This is a genomic window from Ruminococcus sp. XPD3002 (assembly GCA_900119535.1).
In the GTDB taxonomy this organism is placed as follows: domain Bacteria; phylum Bacillota; class Clostridia; order Oscillospirales; family Ruminococcaceae; genus Ruminococcus; species Ruminococcus flavefaciens_H.
Map to the genome: position 1 here is coordinate 20,110 of FPJT01000018.1, position 21,975 is coordinate 42,084.

The following is a 21,975-nucleotide window of genomic DNA, read 5'->3' on the forward strand; positions in this document are numbered from 1 at the left end:
TTGTCATTGATTAGGCTGACTATCAGCCTTCGACTTATACATATCATCCGATTTTATTATATCATCACCCCCTACATTTGTCAATAGTTTACAAATATTTAACTAAAACAATTATTCTGAAAATATACAGTCGGTAATTATCTATTTAGTACAAAAACGCAGTTCATATCGCACTCCGACCGCAAAATATGATTAAATCATTCGCTATATACCGTTAATTATCGATATTTCTATTCTTTTATTTACAAACGCTGAAAAAATACCGTCATAATTCTGCAAAAAAATTGCAAAAGTTATTGCTTTATTATCCTTAGTGTTATATAATCATAACATAGAACTTGCTGAGGTCGCTGTTACAGATGCAACATAATAATGTATGTATAAATGTATCATGTCACACCAGAGATATCCCATACGATTGTTATATCGGAAAGCACAGTCCTCACGCAACGGAAAGGAATAACAAAAAATGAAAAAACACTTATTGATATTATCCGCCGCTTCACTTGCAGTATGCTCCATACTCAGTTCATGCTCATCATCGGGCAAAACAGGTTCATCTGCGCCGAGTCTCAGCAGCAGTGTCAGCTCGGACGGAGAAGAAACACAGGCATCTGCATTATCTGAAACGGATATACAAGGAGCTTACAAGATCGACAAGCTCGATATACCTGAACTCAAAGATCATAGTCTGAACAGGATCGAACACGTAAGCGATCCCGACGGTTTCATATTGGATATATACAACGAAAAAGGCGATTCGCTGCTTTACACTGATGCCGATTTCAAAGAGTTCAGAAAGATAGAGCTTGAATACCCCGAGGAATATCTGAACGCAGACGAAGCAAGCTTCTATCCGTATATCAACAGCGACGGCACTTTTATAGGCATCGCTTTCATGACAGATCACGGCGGTGTAAAACTCCCGGATGAATACGACGAGAATTTTGACTATGAAGGCTTTTATGACAGCAAAAACGGCACGAATACTGCGCTGCTTCATTTCGACCGTAACGGCAAACTGATCTCTAAGGCTGACATTGAAGGACTTGAAGAAAACGATTGGGGCGACTATGACATATACGGCATCGTTCCATGCGGAGATCACATTATAGCTCAGTACACAGAAGGAAAGGTAATAAAGATAACCTCCGACGGAAAGATAAAGGATATATACACCCCCGAACTCAACAACGAGGAATACGGCTACACTCCCAGCGGCCTTCTGACCGACAGGGACGGAAAGATCGTTTTCATGAAAACAGAATTCACCAAAGAGGCCGATCCCGAATCGGACTATGAGTATAATGTCCCCCACTATTCCCTGCACGAGCTTGATACCGATAAGGGCGGGATAGGCGATGCCTTCTATGATTTCTCAGATATCAATACCGAGAATTTCGGTGCTGATCTTATCAAGGGCGAAGGAAAATACCGCTTTTTCATAAAAGCAGGCAACCTTATGGGCCTTACTGATGACGGAAAACTCGAAACCGTAATAAACTGGATGAATTCCGATATAGATCCAATGGAAGTATATCCTTTGTCAGATAACAAGTTCATTGGAAGCATAAACTCATATGACATTGAGCCTTCAACTTCACAGCTGTATATGCTGACACCCCGTGATCCCTCGGATTTTGTCAATAAAAAGATAATAACTATTGCTTCGGGCGGTTATCTGCCGACCTCAAAGATAGGCGAATTCAACCGCAGTCAGAGTCAGTACCGCATAGTTGCAAAGGAATACGCTGTCGATGATACCAACAGTTTCGAGGACCTTCTCAGTCTCGACCTCATTTCAGGAAGCGCTCCCGATATAATCTGCGGACTTGAAGACAGCTACTATCAGAATCTCCGCAAAAAGGGCGCTTTCGCAGAACTTTACCAGTTCATTGACAAAGACAAGAACGGAAGAGACGCTTATCTTCCGAATGTGCTCAAAGCTCTTGAATCATCGGACGGCAAACTGTATACGATAGTCCCCGATTTCGCAGTAAGGACCATTGCCACCAAATCTACGGTATGGGACAAGGAAAACTGGACAATGGAGGACATGCTGAAGCTCTATGACGAAGCTCCTGCATCTGCCGAACACATCTATGACGCAGAATCGAAAAACGACATTTTTTCGCTTATGTTCTACTCTATGGGCGAGCTTATCGACTACGAAAAGGCAGAGTGCCATTTCGACAGTCCCGAGTTCGTAAAGATGCTGGAATTCTGCAACCGTTTCGTGGATGAAGTACCCGTCCCCGACAAGACCGATATGGAAGCCTATCAGGCATATTACTCGGAAAACTGGCACTGGTTCGCAAATGAGAAAAAGTTCATAGAACCGCTGATATTCAACGATCTGTCTGCATATGAATCCCTGAGATCCATTGAAGCCGACGGTTCTGATATCACCTTTGCAGGCCTCCCCTCTCCCGACGGAAAAGGCGGAAGGATAACTACAGGTATGCCTGTATCGATAAGCTCATCATGCGAGGAACAGGAAGGTGCATGGGCATTCATCAGAGACTACTATATTTCCGAACCGCACTATGAATATGATAAATTTGACGGAACATTCATCCCCATACGCAAGAGTCTCTTCGAGGAAGAACTCAACCACGAAATGCACACCAACAGAACTGCAAGCGGACATCCTATCGCTCCCCTTTCGCAGGAGGAACGCGACCGCATAGAAAAGTACATCCTCTCCTGTGAGGCTACCTCCCTTTCACTGGACAAGGACGTTGAAAACATTTGCTACGAGGAAGCCGAAAAGTTCTTTAAAGGCGGTCAGACTGCACAGCAGGCTGCCGACATGATACAGAACCGTGTATCGATAGTAATAAGCGAAAAAAGCTGATACACAACTGCTTCAAAAGACATAAAAACGCCTTCTGCATCCCCTTGCAGAAGGCGTTGATCATTTATAACAAAAAGCCGGACTTAAAATTCCGCTTTATACCCCGATCATTCTGCTGACTGTCCCGGATCTGCGTCAGCAAGCATCTTGTAAATATCAGTCAGAGCGTCAGAACTTTCCTGTTCTGCCTGTGCAGTTAATGTTTCAGCCTGAGCAGCCTTTTCCTCGGCTTCTATCATGACAAGCTGTCTCTGGTATGCTTCAAGGATAACTTCCTCGAACTGCTTTCTTGCTAAAGGAGAAATTGGATGTACTATATCACGGAACACACCGTTTTCGTCCTTTCTGCTTGGCATAGCGACAAAGAGTCTTTCGTCTCCCTGAACAACCTTAATGTCGTGAACTGCAAGCATATCGTCTACTGTAACTGAAACAACTGCTCGTAATCTGCCCTCGGACATTATTTTTCTGATTTTTACATCTGTAATTTCCATGTTTTTGACCTCCTTATGTCAAAAAGTAACTCACTGTAAGCCGTTGTTTTCGCCTATGCGCCTGCACACGCAGAAGCGTTCTGACAACTACTTGCCTTATATTATAACTCATCAAACTAAAAAAAGCAATACTAATTTGAAAAAATTAAAAAAATATTTTTTAGAGTACAACGATAAAGCTTTAAAACGATAAAGTTTTACTATTTAAAGCTTTAATTTTATTTTTCTCTTTCATTTTCTTTTACAATATGTTATAATACTTTATAGTTATATATTGCTTTTACGGAGGAAAAAATGAATAGACCAGATCACAGAATCCTGCGGTATACCAAAGAAAAATACCTTACCGCTTTCATTCTCGGAACATTTATCATTCTCTGCACCTTCATCCCGATGATGATATGCGAGAACGGATATTTCATCTATTACGGCGATTACAACGCTCAGCAGATACCTTTCTATAATCTGGCGAACGATGCCGTCAGAAACAGACAATTCGGCTGGAACTGGTACACCGATCTCGGTTCGGACCTGCTTACGTCCTACTCATTCTATCTTATAGGAAGTCCGTTCTTCTGGCTGTCAACGCTGCTGCCCAGGTCTCTTGTGACCTACTCGATGCCCTTTCTGCTTTCACTTAAGCACGGATTCGCCGCCGTTACCTCATATGCCTTCATACGGCGGTTTGTACGCGGAAAGAACTCCGCACTCATCGGCGCTCTGCTGTACACCTTTTCGGGCTTTCAGGTATTCAACCTGTTCTTCAACCACTTCCAGGACGTTACAGCATTCTTCCCCCTCATGCTTATTGCTATGGAGGAAAATATAAACCAGCGCCGCAGAGGTATATTCGCTGTCACCGTCGGATTCATGGCCGTAATAAACTACTACTTCTTTGCAGGTCAGGCTGTATTTCTGGTGATATACTACCTGTTCCGCATGAGGTGCAGCGATTTCCACACCTCGTGGAAAAAGTTCTTCCTGCTGTGCTTCGAGGCTGTCATCGGCGGCGCACTTGCTGCATTCATCCTTCTCCCGTCGGCTATGCTGATACTCGGAAACTACCGTGTGAGCCAGCACCTTTACGGCATCGACATGTTGCTCTATACCGACCATACAACTATCCCCCGTATCATACAGACCTTCTTCATGCCTGTTGATACTCCTGCCCGTCCGAACCTCTTCAAGTCGGATTACGGCAAATGGGCATCTATCGGCGGATATCTGCCGCTCTTCTCAATGGTCGGAGTGCTGACATTCATGAAGTCACACAAAAAGCACTGGGCTTCCACACTGTCGATATTCTGCATCATAGCTTCATTCATCCCTGTTATCAACAGCGCGTTCCAGGCAATGAACGGCTACTACTACGCCCGCTGGTTCTATATGCCCATACTCATTTTTTCCATGATGACTGCACGTACTATCGACGAGGAAGGCGCAGATATAATGCCTGCCGTAAAGATAAACGCGATAATGCTCGGAGCCTTCACCCTTATCTCATTTATCCCCAAAAAGAACTCCGATGATAAGCTTGAATGGTTCAAATTCCCGTCCGATCCCGTTTACTTCTACATAACCCTTGCAGTTGCAGTCATCAGCCTGCTGCTTACGGTATGGCTGTTCAGGATAAAAAGGAAAGGCGGAAACTTCTTTACCATTTCATTATGGACAACTGCCGCAGCCTGCGTGGTGTGCATATACACAGCTTCTCTCTACGGTGCTGTAACTCCCGAGGACGCAAAGGACTACGTCGCCAAGACCATAGACAGCTCCGACGATGTATGGGAAAACGTTTCCGAGGACAATTTCTTCCGCATCGACACTTCCGAGAACTGCGACAACTACCCCATGATATGGAAGATACCTACAATGCGGGCTTTCCAGAGCGTTGTTGAGCCTTCAATCATGGAATTCTACGACAAGGTCGGCGTAAAGCGTGATGTGGCTTCCCGTGCGGACATAACACACTATACTCTCCGCGGACTTTTCTCTGTAAAGTACTACTACCGTGAAAAGACAGAGGGAATGAAGTACCCTTCGGGTGTTTCAACCGAATACAGCTCCGAAAGCTCTGCAGGTTCATCTTCAGGCTCCAACGAGATCAAGGCAAAGGACAGAAATATCACGGAGGAGCTTCCGGGATTCGAGTATATCGGCGAGAACGAACATTATGAAGTTTATCGGAACACTCTGTATCTCCCTATGGGCATACCTTACGACTATTACATGTCCGACGAGGAAACGGAAAAGAAGTCCAAACAGGTAAGAGAGCGAATGCTCATAAATGCACTTATCCTTACAGATGAACAGGCTGAGAAGTACGGTGATATAATCGAGGAACTTCCCTCTGATATGCGTTCGGGCATCTCACAGAAATTCTACTGCGAGGCATGTTCGGAGAAAGCAGGACTCTGCGGAACCTCCTTCAGCTACGACTCAAAGGGTTTCAGGTCCGAAATAACACTCAATGAAGACAAACTCGTCATGTACAGTGTTCCCTACAGCAAAGGCTGGACGGCTGAGGTAAACGGAAAGGCTGCCGACGTTGAAAAGGTTTCATTCGGACTTATGGCTGTAAAGGCTGATGCCGGCAAGAACACCATTGTTTTCCGCTACAGAACGCCTTATCTGCGTGAAGGCATCATAATATCACTTGGCGCACTTCTCATACTTCTCGGCTATCTCATCATTTCACGCATCAAGCGCCGTGAACCCGATATATACGACATCTCACACAGCTACGATTACGATTCCGTCTGCGGAGTTGCACCGTCACGTCTCTACTGCGGAAGCTTCAGAAAAGATAACAGCACAAATGGAGGTAAAAACAATGCATCTTAACGAAAAAACTCTTTCATCCGAGACCGTGTACCACGGAAAGATATTCGATATAACGCACAATACCGTTGAACTGGAAAACGGTGAGACCGCCGTCCGTGATGTACTCGTACACCACGGCGGAGTATGTGTGATACCTGTCACCGAGGACAATGATATATACATGGTGAAGCAGTTCCGCTATCCGTTCGGCGAAGTAACGCTGGAGATACCTGCTGGAAAGCTTGAAAAGGGCGAGGATCACAGAGAATGCGGACTTCGTGAACTCCGCGAGGAAACAGGCTTCACATGCAGTGAGTACACTTACATAGGAAAGATATATCCCGTTCCTGCATACGATACAGAAATAATACATGTGTATATGGCAAGAGGACTCAGAAGACAGGGTGAACAGTCCCTGGACGAGGACGAATTCCTGGACGTTGTAAAGATACCGCTTTCGGAAGCTGTTGAAATGATAATGAGCGGAAAGCTACACGACAGCAAAACTCAGATAGCTGTACTGAAAGTTGCAAGGATACTCGGCATCTGATAAGGCGGTCATGCAGTACTTTTTACAGTGATAAATCCGTATAGGAAAGTGAGGTAATTCAAGCATGGGTTTATTTGCAAAGCCTGAATATGAAACGGTAATACTGGACTACAGAGCCGCAGTGACTGATGATTTTCCGTGTATAGAAGCATACGGCGACGTCTTTGGTCAGACTAAGTATTGTAACGCATGTTACGGACTTAAAGATCTGTCAATGTATGATGACGGACGCTTTGACAAATTGATGAACGACCTGAAGAACAGTCAGGGCAGACTGAGGATAGGTGTTGATATCAAAATGAAGAACGGTATCCCTGTTGACTTTAAGATCGACCTTGAACATCTGGCAGCGACAGTCGGCAATCCTGATATAGCTAAGCTGGAGCTTATCGGCTGGGGATTCAACGATGAACCTGATCCTGACTTTCTAAAGTGAAAAAAACTGAAGGCAGCACCGCACAAAGCCATAATACGTGCTTTGTACAGTGCTGCCTTAAAATGTCCCTATGCTTCAGGACTGCTTTTCATCTTCCTTTTTATCCTTTGCCGCTTCTTCGGAAGGTGCTTCGGTGTTTTCCTCAGTCTCCTCCTTATCGGAAGCTTCTTCCTTGTCCTCTGACTCTTCTTCCACGGCATCGGTTTCCTCTTTTTCGTGAGGTATCAGCGTTATTGCCTGCTTTCCAAGCTCGCTGTATCTCTTCTCCGTCAGCTTGCGCTCATAAAGTGTAGCCTCCTGACGCAGAGGATCGTGCAGATAGTAATAATCCGCATTATATCCCACAAGAAGAAGACAATGCTCATTTGAAGTCCATGTGAACTCCTTGTCCGTATCGTCCAGATACCATGTATTGGACTCCTTCTTTTCTGTCGGCACCATATTGATGCTCGCCCATATCAGTACAGGCATCCCCTTGTCTATGTACTCGGAACATATATCCTTCATAGCCATGCCCGAAAGATCACGTATCTCAAGGGACTTGTCCGCATACTGCTCGTCAGCCAGTATATTTTCAAGTCCGCTGACTATAGCGCCGCTGTAACAGCCGAATCCGCCCTCGTCGTAGGGATCGCCGATAAACACCTTGTTAGGATCTCCGCCGCGGAGCTTGCTGCTGTTCTTCGGATCCTGATAAACGCTTCCTGTTTCGATATAGCCGTTATCTATAAGTTCGCCTGCGGTTATATCTATACCGTAATATGCAAGAAGCATCGACGTACTTACAAGCTCGCAGCCTGTCGGATACTCCGCCTGAGAGAAATACGGCACATCCAGATAGAACACCTCATTCGGCATCTCGGGATCAGGAAACACCTCTTCGCCTTTATTATCTTCATTTGTTTTGTTGTTATTTTCTTTTTGTTCTTCAGAGTTCTTTTTTCTGCTTTCTTTTTCTGCAAGTTCAAGTAGCGCTCTGTCTGTTTTGGCATCCTTGACCGCTTTCATGCCTGCCGAGATGATATTGCCGTTCACGGAAGCTGTCTGCGGTTCAGCAACTACTGCCGAAGCACCGCACGAGGTCAGCGTTATAACAGCCAGAAGAGCTGCAATGGTCTTCTTCATGTTTTCCCCCTGAAGTATAGTCATCGCAGACAAATGCAAAACTTTTGCAAAAATCCGCATTTGCCTTTGACAAATATGGTCAGCGTATGTAAAATAGTATATGTACTCTTCCGAGTGACACACAATATAATTATGTTACATTTGAAGGAAAAAGTCAAGCTTTTTTTATTCGTGATTATCGGAGGTTAAAATGATAAACATACTTATTATAGAAGACGATGAGAACATCGCAAGAATGATAACTGCCGCCCTTTCAATGGTGGATTATAACGGCAAATGCTGCTATGACGGCAAAACAGGCTCCGAGGAAGCTCTTAAAGGGAACTACGACCTCATACTCCTTGATATAATGCTCCCCGAAATGAACGGTTTCGAGGTAATGGAGAAAATAAAGGACTGCGGAACACCCGTTATCTTCCTTACAGCCATGCAGGATGTTGCGGATAAGGTCAAGGGACTCCGTCTCGGCGCAGAGGACTACATTGTAAAACCATTCGAGGCGCTTGAACTCCTTGCGCGTATCGATGTGGTACTAAGGCGCTCCAACAAGACGCAGAACATCATAAACTACGGTGACGTTTCAGTGGACCTTACACGCCATGAAGTCACTCTTAAAGGCGAACACGTACAGCTTACGCCAAAGGAATTCGATGTTATAGTGTATTTCCTTCAGCATCAGGACATTGCGGTATCCCGTGAGAGACTTCTCTCTACCATATGGGGATTCGAGTTTGAGGGCGAAAGCCGTACCGTTGATATCCACGTTCAGCAGGTAAGGCGAAAGCTCGGACTCAAAGACAGGCTGATAACTATCCCGAAGCTGGGATATCGTCTTGAAAGACAGGCAGGAAAATGAAGCTCTGGCAGAAGATATTCCTCAGCTCGCTGGCACTTATAATCCTGACAGTAAATATCATATCCATAACGCTTCTCAACAGCAGCAGCCGTCTGCTTCTTGAACGTGAAAGGAACCATGCCATAAAGGAGTATGAGTATTTTGCGGCATCCTTCTCAAATGCTGTAGTGTACGAGAAGCTGAAGTCCGAAAAGGTCATACTTGGCGACGATGAGATAGCAGATATTGCTGAACGAGTGCTTTCGGGCGGGGACAGGATGCAAACTCCCGCGGTCATACTCGATCAGGACGGACTGCTGATCGCAGGAAGCGATTTTGAAGATATCCTTCGCAGTCCCGAATTCTCGAAAAGTCTGAAATCAGCAGATACAGAGGGCGACAGCTACAACATATGCAGTTTCCGCTTCAAGGATCAGTACCTTATGACGGTTTGTTCCTCGCTTAAAACAGAGGGAAAGACCTACGTGATAGCCACAGCCTCGGATATATCCGAGATATATGACATGAGGCAGAAACAGACCGAGCATATCCGCCGTGTGGGACTTGCTGCGGCAGCCTTCGTGTCCCTTATCCTGCTGATGACTACCATTCTCCTTCTTCGTCCGCTGAACAGGCTCAACATCTACACAAAATCCATTGCAGGCGGAGACTATAAGGTGAGGATAAAGCCTCACGGAAGTCAGGAGATACGCGAACTCTCCGAGAACATGAACAAAATGGCGGAAGCTGTACAGGAGCGTTCGGACAAGCTTGAAAAGATCGCCGAGGACAGACAGGTGTTCATCGCCAACCTTGCCCACGAAATGAAAACTCCGCTGACATCGATACTCGGATTTGCCGATATACTGCGGATAAAGAAGAACGTTCCCGACGATGAGCGCCGTGAGTACGCAGGTGTGATAGTGGACGAGACAAAGCGTCTTCGTTCCCTTTCGGGCAAGCTTATGGAGCTTGTGGCACTTGGCGGTACAGAAATAGAGAAAAAGCCCGTCAGTCTTTCGGATATGATACACGAGACCGCCGCCGCACTCGCTCCCCTGCTGAGCAAAAACTCCGTGGAACTGGAATGCAGCGCCGAGAACGTTGTAATTATGGCGGATGCGGAGCTTTTCAAGTCTCTGCTGTACAATATAATCGAGAATGCGGTCAAGGCTTCACCGAAGGACAGCAGAATAGTGCTTAACGAAGCCGTATCCGAAGGAAACGCTGTTATAACCGTTACGGACAGCGGTATCGGTATGACAGACGAGGAAGTTAAAAAGGTATTCGAGCCTTTCTACATGGCTGACAAGTCACGAAGCCGAAAGGCAGGCGGTGCAGGTCTCGGACTCGCTCTCTGCGCAAGGATAGCGGACCTTCATAATACTACCCTCGAGATCGACAGCAGTCCCGGAGAGGGTACCACAGTATACATAACTATAGACGGAGGTGAGATACGTGAAAGGTGATATAGCATTTCTGCTGATACTGGCTGTTATAGCCGCCGCAGGCTTCTACAGCACCGATATTGCGGACAGAGTTCTTGCGCGAAATGCCGATGAGATAGTCACGGTACAGAGAACGGATTCCGACAGGAACGCTATTTACCTGTCAGACAACGAGACAGGTTTCGATCCCTTTGCAGAGATAGGCGGACCTGTCAGCAATGACGTATCAAAGGACTTCTATGACAAGCGGAATATCTGTACGGCTATGGTGACGGTACTCAGCCGGTTTTCGTTCAACAACGTGCCCCAAAACATGAACTCACCCGAATTCATGGATAAGTGGGAAAGCAACGGAAATGGCGATCTCTTCCTGAAGCATGCCGAATATACGAACGTCACCGATTCTCCCCGATATGTGGACTGCATAATAGATACGGAAAAATACATGGTAACGTATCTGCGGTTCTATACGGACGATGTTCCCGAGCTTTCCCCCGAGAAAATCAACAGCGGACTTGAAAAGCTTGATTCCTGTTCGGATAATTTCTTCCACAAAAAGAACGTCTGGATGAAAGAGATCGAAAATACCGCATTGGAGTCCGATGTGCTGACCGAGGAGGATTCCGAGCTTTACGGGCTTCTTTCCGGAGAGGCATATGATTCTCTCGTCTTTCCGAGCGATTACGATGCCCTCATCGATGTTTTCAACTCGCTGTATGATGCGTCAAGGGAACTTTTCCCATACAATGCCGCCGATCCTCAGCTTGTACGTTTCTGGCTTGATCCTTTTCTGCTTCCTGTGGCGCAGATAAGCACTACAGACGGAGTTTACGGCGTAAATTACGTTATAGACAAACTCTTTTCCGACACTTCCTCAGGCGAAAACATCAAGCCTTCATATTCAACATATGAGGGCAGGATATACCAGTCCGCAAACATAAACGGTATGCCGCTTGTTATGATATACAACATCAACGATGACGAACTTGAAGGTTTTTACGTCCCGCAAACGGCTATACAATAAAAAACGCAAAAAAAGAGCGCTCCACTTCGGAACGCTCTTATCTGCATAATGTACGTTGAATGATCAAGCTCTCTCAACCTTACCTGAACGCAGGCATCTTGAGCAAGCGTAGATATGACAAGGAGTACCCTTGACGATAGCCTTAACACGCTTTACATTAGGCTTCCATGTTCTGTTTGTACGTCTGTGTGAGTGAGAAACTTTGATTCCAAAAGTTACACCCTTTCCGCAGATATCACACTTTGCCATCAGGCTGCACCTCCTTATTACACTTGATTGACTCTAAAAAATTAGACAACATTAGTATTATACTATAAACTGAAAGAAAATGCAAGCCTTTTTTTCAAAAAAACTCATTTTTTTTTATTCAGTCGGAAATTTGGCTCAGGTACTTGAAAAATTTGTGCATTTGTTGTATAATATAAGGTGTCTATCTATAAGTATGCATAAATAGTAAAATTAATTTAACAGTCTTGCGCTGCAATTTCGTTTTAAAGAGGTAAATATGAATATCAATTTATTTTTCAGAATTTTTTCGCGTGTCCTGATGCTTCTTCTGGTGCTTCCTATCACCAACTCGGCAAGAGGACTCGTTGCAAAGTCTCAGGGTGACGATTCCGCTGAACGTGAAGGACGTATAAGCCTCAATCCTATGGATCACCTGGATCCTATCGGTTCTCTCGCAATACTCCTCTGCGGATTCGGCTGGTCAAAGCCTTTCCCGCTGAACCCATCAAACTTCAAGAACTATAAAAAGGGCGTTATACTCGTATCCCTTGCAGGTCCGCTGACTCACTTCGTATCAGCCTGGCTGTGCAGGGTAATAGTAAATATAATGTACTGCTACCCCTCTATAATAGGTGACGGTTCAAAGCTTTCAATGGGATACTGCGTCGCGCTTCTCCTTTCCGCACTGGCAAGCATCAATATCTGCCTCGGCGTAATAAACCTTCTGCCTATCCCTCCTATGGACGGATTCAATATACTCTTCCAGCTTTCGGGCGGCAAGTTCAGACAGTGGTACTACACAAAGGGCGCATGGCTCGGAAGATACTCCATGTACATCCTCCTTGCACTCTTCTTCCTGCCTACTCTGACAAACGGTCTCATCGATCCTCTCGGCTTCCTGGTAGGACTTTTCTCTATGTTCATAGAGTTTGCGGCTTCGTGGGTACACCTTATTTTTGGCAGGTGAGAAATGGATACTATCTCTTTCAAGCTTGATGTGTTCGAGGGACCTCTCGACGTCCTTCTGAACCTAATTACAAAGCATAAGCTGAATATCTATGATATAGAGATATCAAAACTGCTTGAGCAGTACCTCTTGTTTATAGAGGAAGCCCATAAGCAGGACCTCGAACTTGCAGGCGAATTCCTTGAAATGGCGGCAAGACTCATATATATAAAGACTGCCGCACTTCTCCCCCGTCCCGAAGAGGCGGAGCAGATGAAAAAGGAACTGGAAGGCGCTCTTATCGAGCTTTCCCTCTGCAAAGCTGCTGCAAGAGAACTTGCTGAAAGAAACGTCGGCGGAGATATATTCGTCCGCAGACCGATGAAAATAAAAGTTGATATGACCTACAGTCTCGTTCACGAGCCCGAAAGACTTGTGGAAGCCTATGCAGCCGTATCCAACAAGAAAATAGTTCCTGAAAATCAGAAAAACAGGATAGAACATAAGATAAATTCAGTCGTAAAGCGCAGGATAGTTCCCGTGCTTACAAAGGTGGTGCATATCCTCCGCGAGCTTTATGCTACGGGCGAGGTGTACATGGATAAGCTCTACGAGGGCGTTACGGACCGCTCTGCAAGAGTTGCAACTTTCCTTGCAGTTCTGGAGCTTACCCGTTTCGGACGCATCACAATAAGTGAGGATAATACCCTCGTATTCTTCAAAGGCGAAAGGGGCGGACGTACCAAATGGAAATCAAAGAAAAGCTCGGAGCAGTAGAAGCTGTTCTCTTTGCAAGCGGTGAACCTATCGAGCTTTACCGTATATCCGAAGCCTGCGGCGTTGAAGTAGGCTCTGTACCTTCACTTATAAAGCTCCTTAACGAGCGCTATGATGACTGCGGAAGCGGCATCTGCATCAAGAAGCTGGACAGCTCCTATCAGATGTGTACCCGTGAGGAATTCGCTCCGCAGATAAAGACCGCTCTTGAAACAAAAAAGTCCACACCGCTTTCAAATGCGGCTATGGAAACGCTTACCATAATCGCCTATAACCAGCCTGTTTCAAAGGGTTTCGTGGAAAATGTCCGCGGTGTTGACAGTTCATCTGTAGTCAACAACCTTGTGGAAAAAGGTCTGGTGGAGGAGGCTGGACGTCTGGACGTCCCCGGCAAGCCGATAATTTACAAGACCACTCCCGTTTTCCTGAGAAGCTTCGGACTCAGCTCCATAGCCGATCTTCCGCCCCTTCCGGGACACGAAAACGTTACAACAGACGACGAAGGAGAACAGATAAGTTTCGATACAGTAACAGATGAGGAAAGCGATAACGCCGAAACAATAACTACTAACACTGAAGCGGCAGAGGATGCCGCAGAACATGATATAAGCGACTAAGAAAGGAGAGGCGGCAGGATGATAGTTCTGAAAATACTGCTTTATATACTTCTTGCCGTGCTCGGCATAGTTCTGCTCCTTTTCATTCTGCCCGTAAAGGCAGAGGCAAGCTTTATAGACGAGAAGTTCCGCTACAAGGTGAAATTCTCGGTGATACCCGTTATGGATTCCGAAGGCGGAGGCATAATGGGCTGGCTCAAAAAGCGCCGCGGAAATGACAGCGGCGACGATGATGAGGACTGGGAAGAGCTTCCCGAATATGACGACTCTCCCGATACGGACGATAAAACGGATGCCGTACAGGATACCGTGTCCGCCGATAACGTCCCCGTAAGCGATACGGCAGAGGAGAATACAGCCGCAGAGACTGAAAGTGAAGCGGCAGAAACAGTCCCCGATGAAGACTCAACTCCCAAAAAGAAAAAGTCGAAGAAGAAAAAGAAAAAAAAGGTCAAAGAGCCTAAAACTCTCGGCGAAAAGGTCGAGATGCTACTTGATCTCTGGAGGGCCGCTGACCGTCCCCTTCTGAAGATATTCAAGGGTTTCAGGTTCTACGACCTCTATATCGATTTCATTATAGCTAACGAGGACGCTTACAAATGCGCTCTGAACTACGGTCAGATCAGCGGTCTGGTCTACAATCTGCTGGGCTTTATGAGCACTCTTTTCACCGTAAGGCTTCAGACTATCGACGTGAACGCTGGATTCGGACTCGAAAAAAGCCGCTGGGATGCCGCCGCAAAGGTCAGCTTCCGCCTTGGAACACTGGTTATCGCAGGAGTTTGGTTCCTGATAACATATATATTCAGATATTTCTTACCCGGACTGTTACAGTCATTCAGAAGAAAAAGAACCGCCGCAAGGCAGAAATGAGGTATACATTATGGAAACAAAGAAAAATCAGGTCAGCGAACTTCTTGGCATTTCTATGGAAAAAGTCAAGGAAATGGCAGACGTAAACGCAATTATCGGCAACCCCATGAAGCTTGATGACGGCACTACTATCATACCTGTTTCAAAGGTGAGCTACGGCTTTGCTTCAGGCGGTTCGGACCTGCCTTCAAAGTACGACAAGGACCTCTTCGGAGGCGGTGCAGGTGCAGGAGTTTCAATAAAGCCTGAGGGATTCCTCGTTATATCCCCCGACGGTACCGCAAGAATGGTGCCTATGGAGGGCTCGAACGATCCTATCAGCAATATCCTCAACAACGTACCTAATATAATAGACAAGGTGCAGAGCTTCGTTGCAGGCAGAAAGGGCGGAGCTGATACTTCCGCAGAAGATACCGGGGACGGCGCTGTAGTCCTTAACGACTGACATGTAATATACCGACAGGCTGCGGCATACTCTGTAACAACAGATTATGTTCGGAGGTAATATATGAAGATATGTCATTTTTTCCTGTCGGCGGTGCTTTGCTTCTCAGCTGTTGAATGTACGTCCGTTCACGCTGTTGAACCTCCCGATGTTTCGGCAAAAGCGGCAGCTGTAATCTCTGCGGACACCTGCGAGGTGGTCTGGGAGAAGAACGGCAGTCAGAAGCTCCCCATGGCAAGCACCACAAAAATAATGTCCGCACTTCTCTGCATCGAAAGCGGCGGACTTGATGAACCGTTCACTGTTGACAGCAAGGCTATACACGTAGAGGGCTCGTCTATGGGACTCCGTGAGGGCGATACCGTAACAAAGTACGCCCTGTGCTGCGGGATGCTCCTGCCTTCGGGCAACGATGCCGCAAATGCCGCTGCTGTCAGGATAGCAGGAAGTACGGAGCGATTCGCCGAAATGATGAACGACCGTGCCCGTGAAATGGGGCTTTCCCATACATGGTTCGTTACTCCCTCGGGCCTTGAAGGCGAGGGACACGGTTCGTCAGCCTGCGATATGGCTGTGCTTGCGGCAGAAGCGCTGAAAAACGATACCTTCCGCAGTATATGTTCAAGTGAGACTATACAGACCGAATTCGGCGCACCGCCATATAAGCGGTGGCTGAAAAACACCAATAAACTGCTGAGTCTTTACAGCGGCACTTACGGAGTCAAAACAGGCTTTACCGACGAAGCGGGACGCTGTCTCGTCTCAGCCTGCGAGCGTGAGGGAAAACGCCTTATCTGCGTGACTCTCAACGATCCCAACGACTGGAATGACCATATGGCACTTTTCGACTACGGCTTCGGTCAGGTGGAAACTATACGTGCTGTACCTCCCGAGGTGCTTGAAATCCCACTTGCAGGCGGTGAAAAGGAAAGGCTTTCCCTTAAAGCAGAGGAGGATATCAACTTTACGTCGGCAGGTGCGGAAAGCGATGATCTCAGCTATCAGGTGCTGTCAGCGCCATTTGTATACGCTCCCGTATCAGAGGGCGAAAACGTGGCTCAGCTCAGCGTTTCTCTCAGCGGAAGAGAACTAAAACGCATCCCCCTGTATGCCGCCGAGGATGCTCCTGCGGCAGTATTACCCGAAAAACAGGGAATAATTGATAAACTTAAGAAAATACTCGGTCTTTAAGACTGACATAGAAAGAGGATAAACGTGGAAAAGATCAGGATACAGAAAATGATCGCAGACAGCGGTTACTGTTCAAGAAGAAAAGCAGAGGAGCTTATCTCTAAAGGCAGAGTCAAACTCAACGGTCATCCCGTAAAGCTGGGTGACAAGTGCGGATTCAAGGACCTTATCACTATTGACGGTGAAAGGCTCTATATGCCGCGAAAAAAGAACTTCGTATACATTATGCTGAACAAGCCGAGAGGATACGTGACCACTGTTTCAGACGAACTGGACAGACGCTGCGTTATGGACCTTCTTGAGGACGTTGAGGAACGTGTTTACCCTGTGGGACGCCTTGACAGGAACTCCGAGGGACTTCTCCTCTTTACCAACGACGGCGAATTCGCCAACAGCATAATGCACCCAAGCAGACATATAACCAAGACCTACCGCGTTACGGTACGTCCCGATATAACCGACGAGCAGCTTGTAAAGCTCTCGGAAGGCGTTGATATAGACGGCAAAATGACTCTTCCCGCAACTGTTATCGTAAAGGAAAAACAGCAGGGACGTGTAGTTCTTCTCATGACCATAAAGGAAGGCAGAAACCGTCAGATAAGACGAATGTGCGAGGCTGTGGGACTTGAAGTTGCAAGACTCCGCCGCATAAGTGTGGGACCTGTCAAGCTGGGTATGCTGAAACCGGGCGCATGGCGTGAGCTGACTGCCGAGGAGCTGCGAGCTCTCCGTACTGCAATAGGAAAGGCTAAATGATATGCTTGAAATACAGGAAAGATTCGATACAGTCGGATACGAGCATCTGAATTCCGCCGCGGAGGAGCTGCATATAACCGAAGCTCTCGACAGCGGACGTCCAATAGGCTTTATCGCCTATTCCTACGGCAAGGAACAGACAACAGTTCATGACTATGACGACGGCGGCGACCTTATGCTCTGTGACGGACTTGTAAGGTCGGTAATGTTCAAAAGTGCGCTGAAAGGCATCGAAAATATGCTTTTTCAGCTTCCCGATGAGGAAAAATATACACCGCTCCGCAGACTCCGCTTCCTTCAGGGAGACAGTAAGCTCTGCGAGAACCTCGACAGCTTCATGAACGGCTGTGAGTCCTGCGGTAAAAAATAGCAATTTAACTAAGAAAGGAGCGATTTGAAATGCCAATCAGAATTTCATCCGAGCTACCGGCATTCAAAACGCTTGGAGAAGAAAATATATTCGTTATGTCCAAGGAGCGCGCGGAGCATCAGGATATCCGTCCCCTTAAGGTCATAATACTCAACATAATGCCAAAGAAAATAGAAACAGAAAGCCAGCTAATGCGCCTTCTCAGTAATACTCCCCTTCAGGTGGATATCGAACTGCTTCAGATGGCTTCTCATGTTTCAAGAAACACCTCACATCATCATCTGGAGTCTTTCTATAAGACATTCGATGAGATAAAGGACAAACGATACGACGGAATGATAGTGACAGGCGCTCCCGTAGAGCTTCTTGAATACGAACAGGTGGATTACTGGAACGAGATAACTCAGATATTCGAGTGGTCCAAAACCCATGTATTCTCGACCATTTATATCTGCTGGGCTGCTCAGGCAGGTCTTTACTACCACTTCGGCATACCGAAGTACACCCTGCCGCAGAAGATGTTCGGTATATTCCCACACCACGCAGAGGTAGAGAACTGTCAGCTCCTGAGAGGCTTCGATGATATATTCAACGTGCCTCATTCAAGGAATACAGAGGTCCGCAGAGAGGATATCGAGAAAGTGGACCAGCTGGAGATACTCACTTCATCAGAGCTTTCGGGAGTTCACATAGTCGCAAACAAAAACGGACGGCAGTATTTCATAACAGGCCATTCGGAATATGAGCGCGATACCATTGCTTCGGAGTATTTCCGCGATGTTGCCAAGGGTATAGATATACAGATACCGTATAACTATTTCCCCGATGACGATCCTGAGAAAACTCCCGTTTTCTCATGGAGATGCGCCGCTAACCTTATGTTCTCGAACTGGCTCAACTACTGTGTATACCAGAAAACTCCATACAATCTGGACGAGCTGGAGATACGCAGCTGGACATGGGAAGCGCCGTTCTGACATGAAAAGAGGGATCTATATGGGTAATGAAAAAAATACTTTAATAAAAAGGATAGCTGTAATGCTTTCCTTCTCGGTCACCGCAGAGATCATAGCTCTTGCAGTGATATCAGGCAAACTGGGGATAAAAAAGAAGGTTTCACCTGCTGTAAGGAAGCTTGTTGAACATACCCCTGAAAAGATCAGGGATTCCGAGACCGCAGCTCCTGCCAAATTGGCCGCAAACGTCTTTTTCGGCTCAGGCGAAAAGGACTGAACGTAAAAGGAGCATGTTGTCATGTTTGGAAAGAAAAAAAATATCATCGATGAGATGGATGACACTTTTGTGGACGAAATGGACGTCGATTCGGTAGATGAAACCCGAAAATTCGGTGAAGAAGGCTACTTCGGCGACGAGGACTACACAGGCAGCGGTTCCGACGATCATCTTTGTGAAGACGGACATGAACATGATGTACTTGACAAATCATTTAAAGAAAGGTATAATAGATACGATGATGTCTTTTCGGAGCGAAAAAGTGCTCATCTTGAACGCAAACTCGCTAAAGAAAGCGAAGGCGGTCATCTCTGCGAAGAGGATGATCACCATGAGTCCGAGAAGAGCGTAAAAAAGCCCGGGTTATCATCCTATTCCGACTATCCGTCAGGAAGTCCGCCTGCTCCGCAGGAATCGTTCTACCCCGACGGCGAAAGCGCTGATGCCGACCTCGGCATGAAGGTAAGCGAGATAGGTCTTGAAAACGGAAACCTTCCCGAAAACACAGTGACGAATACCCCTAAGGAAAAAGAGGCAATGGCAAAGGTCGCTGCGATGATGTATGAAAAAAAGGCAACGGGACATTCTCCGTTAACTGATATCTACACACCTTTTTCCGAAGATGAAAGACGTAAACCTTCCTATGAGGAACGAAAAAAGGATCTGGGGGTTGTCTTTATTGTAATTGCTTCGATCTGGATCCTGTTTGTCCTGATCGATCCTTTTATCGCTTTTGTAATGCTTTTTTTCGTCTCAGGGATTATAGAGATGATAACCGGTATCAATGACCTTTCAGACAAGCCCGACGGTCCTTTTACAAAAGAAAAAATGAAAACCTATAAAGTTATCGGAATAGTAATCGTCATCGTAGTTTTTATTTTTCGCGTAATAATGTCAATTGCATTGGCATAAATCAATTTCCATGCGATCCGCCGCATACCGCGGATGATCTATATATTATTTTTATTTTAAAGGAGAAGTTTAAACATGAGCGCAAAAACTTACGATTCAGCATTGGACAATCCAAATGCTGAGAAAAAGGGCCTGGCTATAACAGCCTTCATTATCAGCCTTATCAACCTTATCTGCTGCTTCACATCAGCAAGTATCATCCTTGTACCTATCGTACTCATCCTTGCAATAATCTCTATTGCTACTCACCGCGGAGCTAAAGGCCTTGCTATAGCAGCTATAATCATCGGTCTTATCGCTGCTATAATCTATGGAACAGTTGCAGTTGTTTTCCGTGAGCCCATCCAGGATATGAAGATGTTCACAAGCAACGCACAGTTCTATATCGATGACTATGAGGCAACTCACGAAGTTCCTGAGGAATTCCAGAAGTACAAAGATCCTAAGTATGATGATATCTGGGCTAACAGCGGCGTTGAGGGTGTTGATGACTTCGACAGCTTCTATGCTTACCTTATCGATACTGTAAAGCAGAGCGCAAATCAGCAAGCTTCACAGACAAGCTTCACTTATACTGAGGAAGAGTCTACAGAACTCGTACCATTGTTCGCATAAAGCATCACAACGGTGCTAATGCAGGAATGATGTTCCTGAGAACTAAATAAGCAATTATGATCCCCGTTACGGCGTATGGAAATATGCGGTTATCGGGGATCAGTTTTATTTTCTTGCCGAAAACCGCAGCCACGTTCTCTATCCACCACAAAAGGAATATCACTATCCCAAGACAGAGGGCTGCATTATAGTGCAGTGCCGAAAGGATATCGCCATTAGAAAGCGCAGTGATACAGTGAGTTCCTCCGCATCCTGGACAGTATATACCTGTAAAAGTGCGTATCTCGCAGAACAGCACATAGCGTTGATAATAGCTCTTATACGCCCTGAACACCATATAAAGCAGCGGCATCAGTACAGGCGGAAGTATCGCCGCTTTCAGATTTTTGCGTCTTTCGTTTTTCATATCATTCTTCCTCAAAGATCATTCGCATATATTCAGCGGTAGTATACATTCCGCTGCGGTTGAAACGTCCTATGCCGAAAAGGCACTGCGGATCACGGGTTATCGTATTGGCTTTCTCGCGGCAGGTCAGTGTCATAAGGAAACCGTTTTCCCTTATGACAGGCAGACTTTCACGGCTTACCGCTCCGAACGGGTAAGCAAATACAAAGGGTACGCATCCCGTATGTGCATACATCTCGTGCTGAAGCTGAGACAGATCACTATTCAGTGCTCTGCGGTAGTCCTCCTCGGACTCTCCGTCAGCTATTGAACAGCCTCTCCGACTGCTGCCGAGTCCGTGCATATCATAGGTATGGCTGCCTATCTCTACTCTGCCCGATGAGATAAGCTCGTTTACATCCTCCCAAGTCAGATAGGAGTATACAGGTATATGTGGATCAAGGGGAGCGTCCTTGTCGGTATAGCTGCCCACCACAGATACAACTGCACGCATATCATATTTCTCCAGAAGCGGAAGCACCTCCGAAAGGTTATTGTAAAAACCGTCATCAAGGGTTATCATGACCGACTTTTCAGGCAGTTCTCCCCTGCCCCGTGTATAGTCCACAAGCTGCTGTGCAGATACCGCAGTATATCCGTTTTCACGCAGGTATCTCAGATCATCTTCAAGCTGCTGCGGCGTCAACACATACTCCGAAGGCGGTTTATCGCACACGCTGTGATACATTATCACAGGAAGACGTATGGACATTTCGTCCCTTTCACCTGCTGCTACCCTTATCATTATCCTGCCGACTGCAAATGCTGCTGCAAATACGGTAAAAATCACCGCATCCAGCACGAGCAATCTGCAAAAATACTTTATATTGCAGCATCTGTACATATCATCACCTCATTACAGAAGTAGTTTTTCTGTACTCAATATATGACAGAAAAAAACAGGATATATCTTTCTTTGCAGAAATAATTCCTCTGAACTGAGAATATATTTGAACAGAAGGATATAATAAATGT

The 21,975-nt window shown here is 46.2% G+C and carries 24 protein-coding genes; 19 read left to right on the forward strand and 5 right to left on the reverse strand.

Annotation, left to right across the window (positions count from 1 at the left end):
• Positions 1 to 469 precede the first annotated feature (469 nt).
• A complete protein-coding gene (locus BT127_RS13615; protein WP_075425524.1) occupies positions 470 to 2,857 on the forward strand; it encodes an ABC transporter substrate-binding protein in 2,388 nt (795 codons plus the stop codon).
• Positions 2,858 to 2,964: 107 nt separating this feature from the next.
• Here the strand turns inward: BT127_RS13615 and spoVG are convergent, their stop codons facing one another.
• On the reverse strand, positions 2,965 to 3,351 hold the full coding sequence (gene spoVG / locus BT127_RS13620) for a septation regulator SpoVG (RefSeq protein WP_082335055.1): 387 nt from the start codon (positions 3,349 to 3,351) through the stop codon (positions 2,965 to 2,967).
• Positions 3,352 to 3,645: 294 nt separating this feature from the next.
• On the opposite strand from spoVG, the gene BT127_RS13625 reads away from it, so the two are divergent.
• From BT127_RS13625 to BT127_RS13635, 3 genes are all read left to right on the forward strand, one after another.
• Positions 3,646 to 6,195, forward strand: a complete 2,550-nt coding sequence (locus BT127_RS13625) for a YfhO family protein (RefSeq protein WP_075425525.1) — start codon at positions 3,646 to 3,648, stop codon at positions 6,193 to 6,195.
• Positions 6,185 to 6,724: an NUDIX domain-containing protein gene (locus BT127_RS13630; RefSeq protein ID WP_075425526.1), complete on the forward strand. Its 540-nt coding sequence runs from the start codon at positions 6,185 to 6,187 to the stop codon at positions 6,722 to 6,724. Before BT127_RS13625 ends, BT127_RS13630 begins: the two co-directional genes overlap by 11 nt.
• A gap of 64 nt (positions 6,725 to 6,788) precedes the next feature.
• Positions 6,789 to 7,160 (forward strand): hypothetical protein, encoded by a 372-nt coding sequence (locus BT127_RS13635; protein ID WP_075425527.1) that lies wholly within the window; start codon positions 6,789 to 6,791, stop codon positions 7,158 to 7,160.
• Between the two features lie 75 nt (positions 7,161 to 7,235).
• On the opposite strand, the gene BT127_RS13640 is transcribed toward BT127_RS13635, so the two are convergent.
• On the reverse strand, positions 7,236 to 8,285 hold the full coding sequence (locus tag BT127_RS13640) for a C39 family peptidase (protein WP_075425528.1): 1,050 nt from the start codon (positions 8,283 to 8,285) through the stop codon (positions 7,236 to 7,238).
• Positions 8,286 to 8,475: 190 nt separating this feature from the next.
• Between BT127_RS13640 and BT127_RS13645 the strand changes: the two genes are divergently transcribed.
• The 3 genes from BT127_RS13645 to BT127_RS13655 are packed head-to-tail and all read left to right on the forward strand — an operon-like array spanning position 8,476 to position 11,592.
• On the forward strand, positions 8,476 to 9,141 hold the full coding sequence (locus BT127_RS13645) for a response regulator transcription factor (protein ID WP_075425529.1): 666 nt from the start codon (positions 8,476 to 8,478) through the stop codon (positions 9,139 to 9,141).
• On the forward strand, positions 9,138 to 10,589 hold the full coding sequence (locus BT127_RS13650) for a sensor histidine kinase (protein WP_075425530.1): 1,452 nt from the start codon (positions 9,138 to 9,140) through the stop codon (positions 10,587 to 10,589). Before BT127_RS13645 ends, BT127_RS13650 begins: the two co-directional genes overlap by 4 nt.
• A complete protein-coding gene (locus tag BT127_RS13655; protein WP_075425531.1) occupies positions 10,579 to 11,592 on the forward strand; it encodes a hypothetical protein in 1,014 nt (337 codons plus the stop codon). The genes BT127_RS13650 and BT127_RS13655 overlap by 11 nt, the downstream gene beginning before the upstream one ends.
• A gap of 63 nt (positions 11,593 to 11,655) precedes the next feature.
• Here the strand turns inward: BT127_RS13655 and rpmB are convergent, their stop codons facing one another.
• Entirely contained in the window at positions 11,656 to 11,841 is a 186-nt protein-coding gene (rpmB, locus tag BT127_RS13660) for a 50S ribosomal protein L28 (protein ID WP_009985808.1), read from the reverse strand.
• Between the two features lie 256 nt (positions 11,842 to 12,097).
• Between rpmB and BT127_RS13665 the strand changes: the two genes are divergently transcribed.
• The 12 genes from BT127_RS13665 to BT127_RS13720 all read left to right on the forward strand — a co-directional run bounded on the left by BT127_RS13665 (position 12,098) and on the right by BT127_RS13720 (position 20,555).
• Positions 12,098 to 12,787 (forward strand): site-2 protease family protein, encoded by a 690-nt coding sequence (locus tag BT127_RS13665; protein ID WP_075425532.1) that lies wholly within the window; start codon positions 12,098 to 12,100, stop codon positions 12,785 to 12,787.
• 3 nt (positions 12,788 to 12,790) lie between these two features.
• Positions 12,791 to 13,543: a segregation and condensation protein A gene (locus BT127_RS13670; protein WP_075425533.1), complete on the forward strand. Its 753-nt coding sequence runs from the start codon at positions 12,791 to 12,793 to the stop codon at positions 13,541 to 13,543.
• Positions 13,513 to 14,160, forward strand: coding sequence for an SMC-Scp complex subunit ScpB (gene scpB, locus BT127_RS13675; protein WP_075425534.1), 648 nt, complete (start codon positions 13,513 to 13,515; stop codon positions 14,158 to 14,160). Before BT127_RS13670 ends, scpB begins: the two co-directional genes overlap by 31 nt.
• Positions 14,161 to 14,178: 18 nt before the next feature.
• Positions 14,179 to 15,033, forward strand: a complete 855-nt coding sequence (locus BT127_RS13680; RefSeq protein ID WP_075425535.1) for a hypothetical protein — start codon at positions 14,179 to 14,181, stop codon at positions 15,031 to 15,033.
• 10 nt (positions 15,034 to 15,043) lie between these two features.
• Entirely contained in the window at positions 15,044 to 15,478 is a 435-nt protein-coding gene (locus BT127_RS13685; protein WP_075425536.1) for a GerW family sporulation protein, read from the forward strand.
• Positions 15,479 to 15,541: 63 nt separating this feature from the next.
• Entirely contained in the window at positions 15,542 to 16,669 is a 1,128-nt protein-coding gene (locus BT127_RS13690) for a D-alanyl-D-alanine carboxypeptidase family protein (protein ID WP_075425537.1), read from the forward strand.
• A gap of 24 nt (positions 16,670 to 16,693) precedes the next feature.
• The gene (locus BT127_RS13695; RefSeq protein WP_075425538.1) at positions 16,694 to 17,425 is read left to right on the forward strand and encodes a pseudouridine synthase; all 732 of its coding nucleotides are present in this window, start codon (positions 16,694 to 16,696) and stop codon (positions 17,423 to 17,425) included.
• 1 nt (position 17,426) lies between these two features.
• Positions 17,427 to 17,795, forward strand: a complete 369-nt coding sequence (locus BT127_RS13700; protein WP_075425539.1) for a hypothetical protein — start codon at positions 17,427 to 17,429, stop codon at positions 17,793 to 17,795.
• A gap of 29 nt (positions 17,796 to 17,824) precedes the next feature.
• On the forward strand, positions 17,825 to 18,772 hold the full coding sequence (metA, locus tag BT127_RS13705) for a homoserine O-acetyltransferase MetA (protein WP_075425540.1): 948 nt from the start codon (positions 17,825 to 17,827) through the stop codon (positions 18,770 to 18,772).
• 19 nt (positions 18,773 to 18,791) lie between these two features.
• Positions 18,792 to 19,028 (forward strand): hypothetical protein, encoded by a 237-nt coding sequence (locus tag BT127_RS13710; protein WP_075425541.1) that lies wholly within the window; start codon positions 18,792 to 18,794, stop codon positions 19,026 to 19,028.
• A gap of 21 nt (positions 19,029 to 19,049) precedes the next feature.
• On the forward strand, positions 19,050 to 19,940 hold the full coding sequence (locus BT127_RS13715; RefSeq protein WP_075425542.1) for a DUF3784 domain-containing protein: 891 nt from the start codon (positions 19,050 to 19,052) through the stop codon (positions 19,938 to 19,940).
• Between the two features lie 75 nt (positions 19,941 to 20,015).
• Positions 20,016 to 20,555, forward strand: a complete 540-nt coding sequence (locus BT127_RS13720) for a hypothetical protein (protein ID WP_075425543.1) — start codon at positions 20,016 to 20,018, stop codon at positions 20,553 to 20,555.
• Positions 20,556 to 20,559: 4 nt separating this feature from the next.
• Here the strand turns inward: BT127_RS13720 and BT127_RS13725 are convergent, their stop codons facing one another.
• Both BT127_RS13725 and BT127_RS13730 read right to left on the reverse strand, forming a co-directional pair.
• Positions 20,560 to 20,961 carry a DUF2752 domain-containing protein gene (locus tag BT127_RS13725; protein ID WP_075425544.1) on the reverse strand — a complete coding sequence of 134 codons (402 nt, stop codon included), beginning with the start codon at positions 20,959 to 20,961 and terminating at the stop codon, positions 20,560 to 20,562.
• Between the two features lies 1 nt (position 20,962).
• On the reverse strand, positions 20,963 to 21,844 hold the full coding sequence (locus BT127_RS13730; protein ID WP_075425545.1) for a polysaccharide deacetylase family protein: 882 nt from the start codon (positions 21,842 to 21,844) through the stop codon (positions 20,963 to 20,965).
• Positions 21,845 to 21,975: the final 131 nt, after the last annotated feature.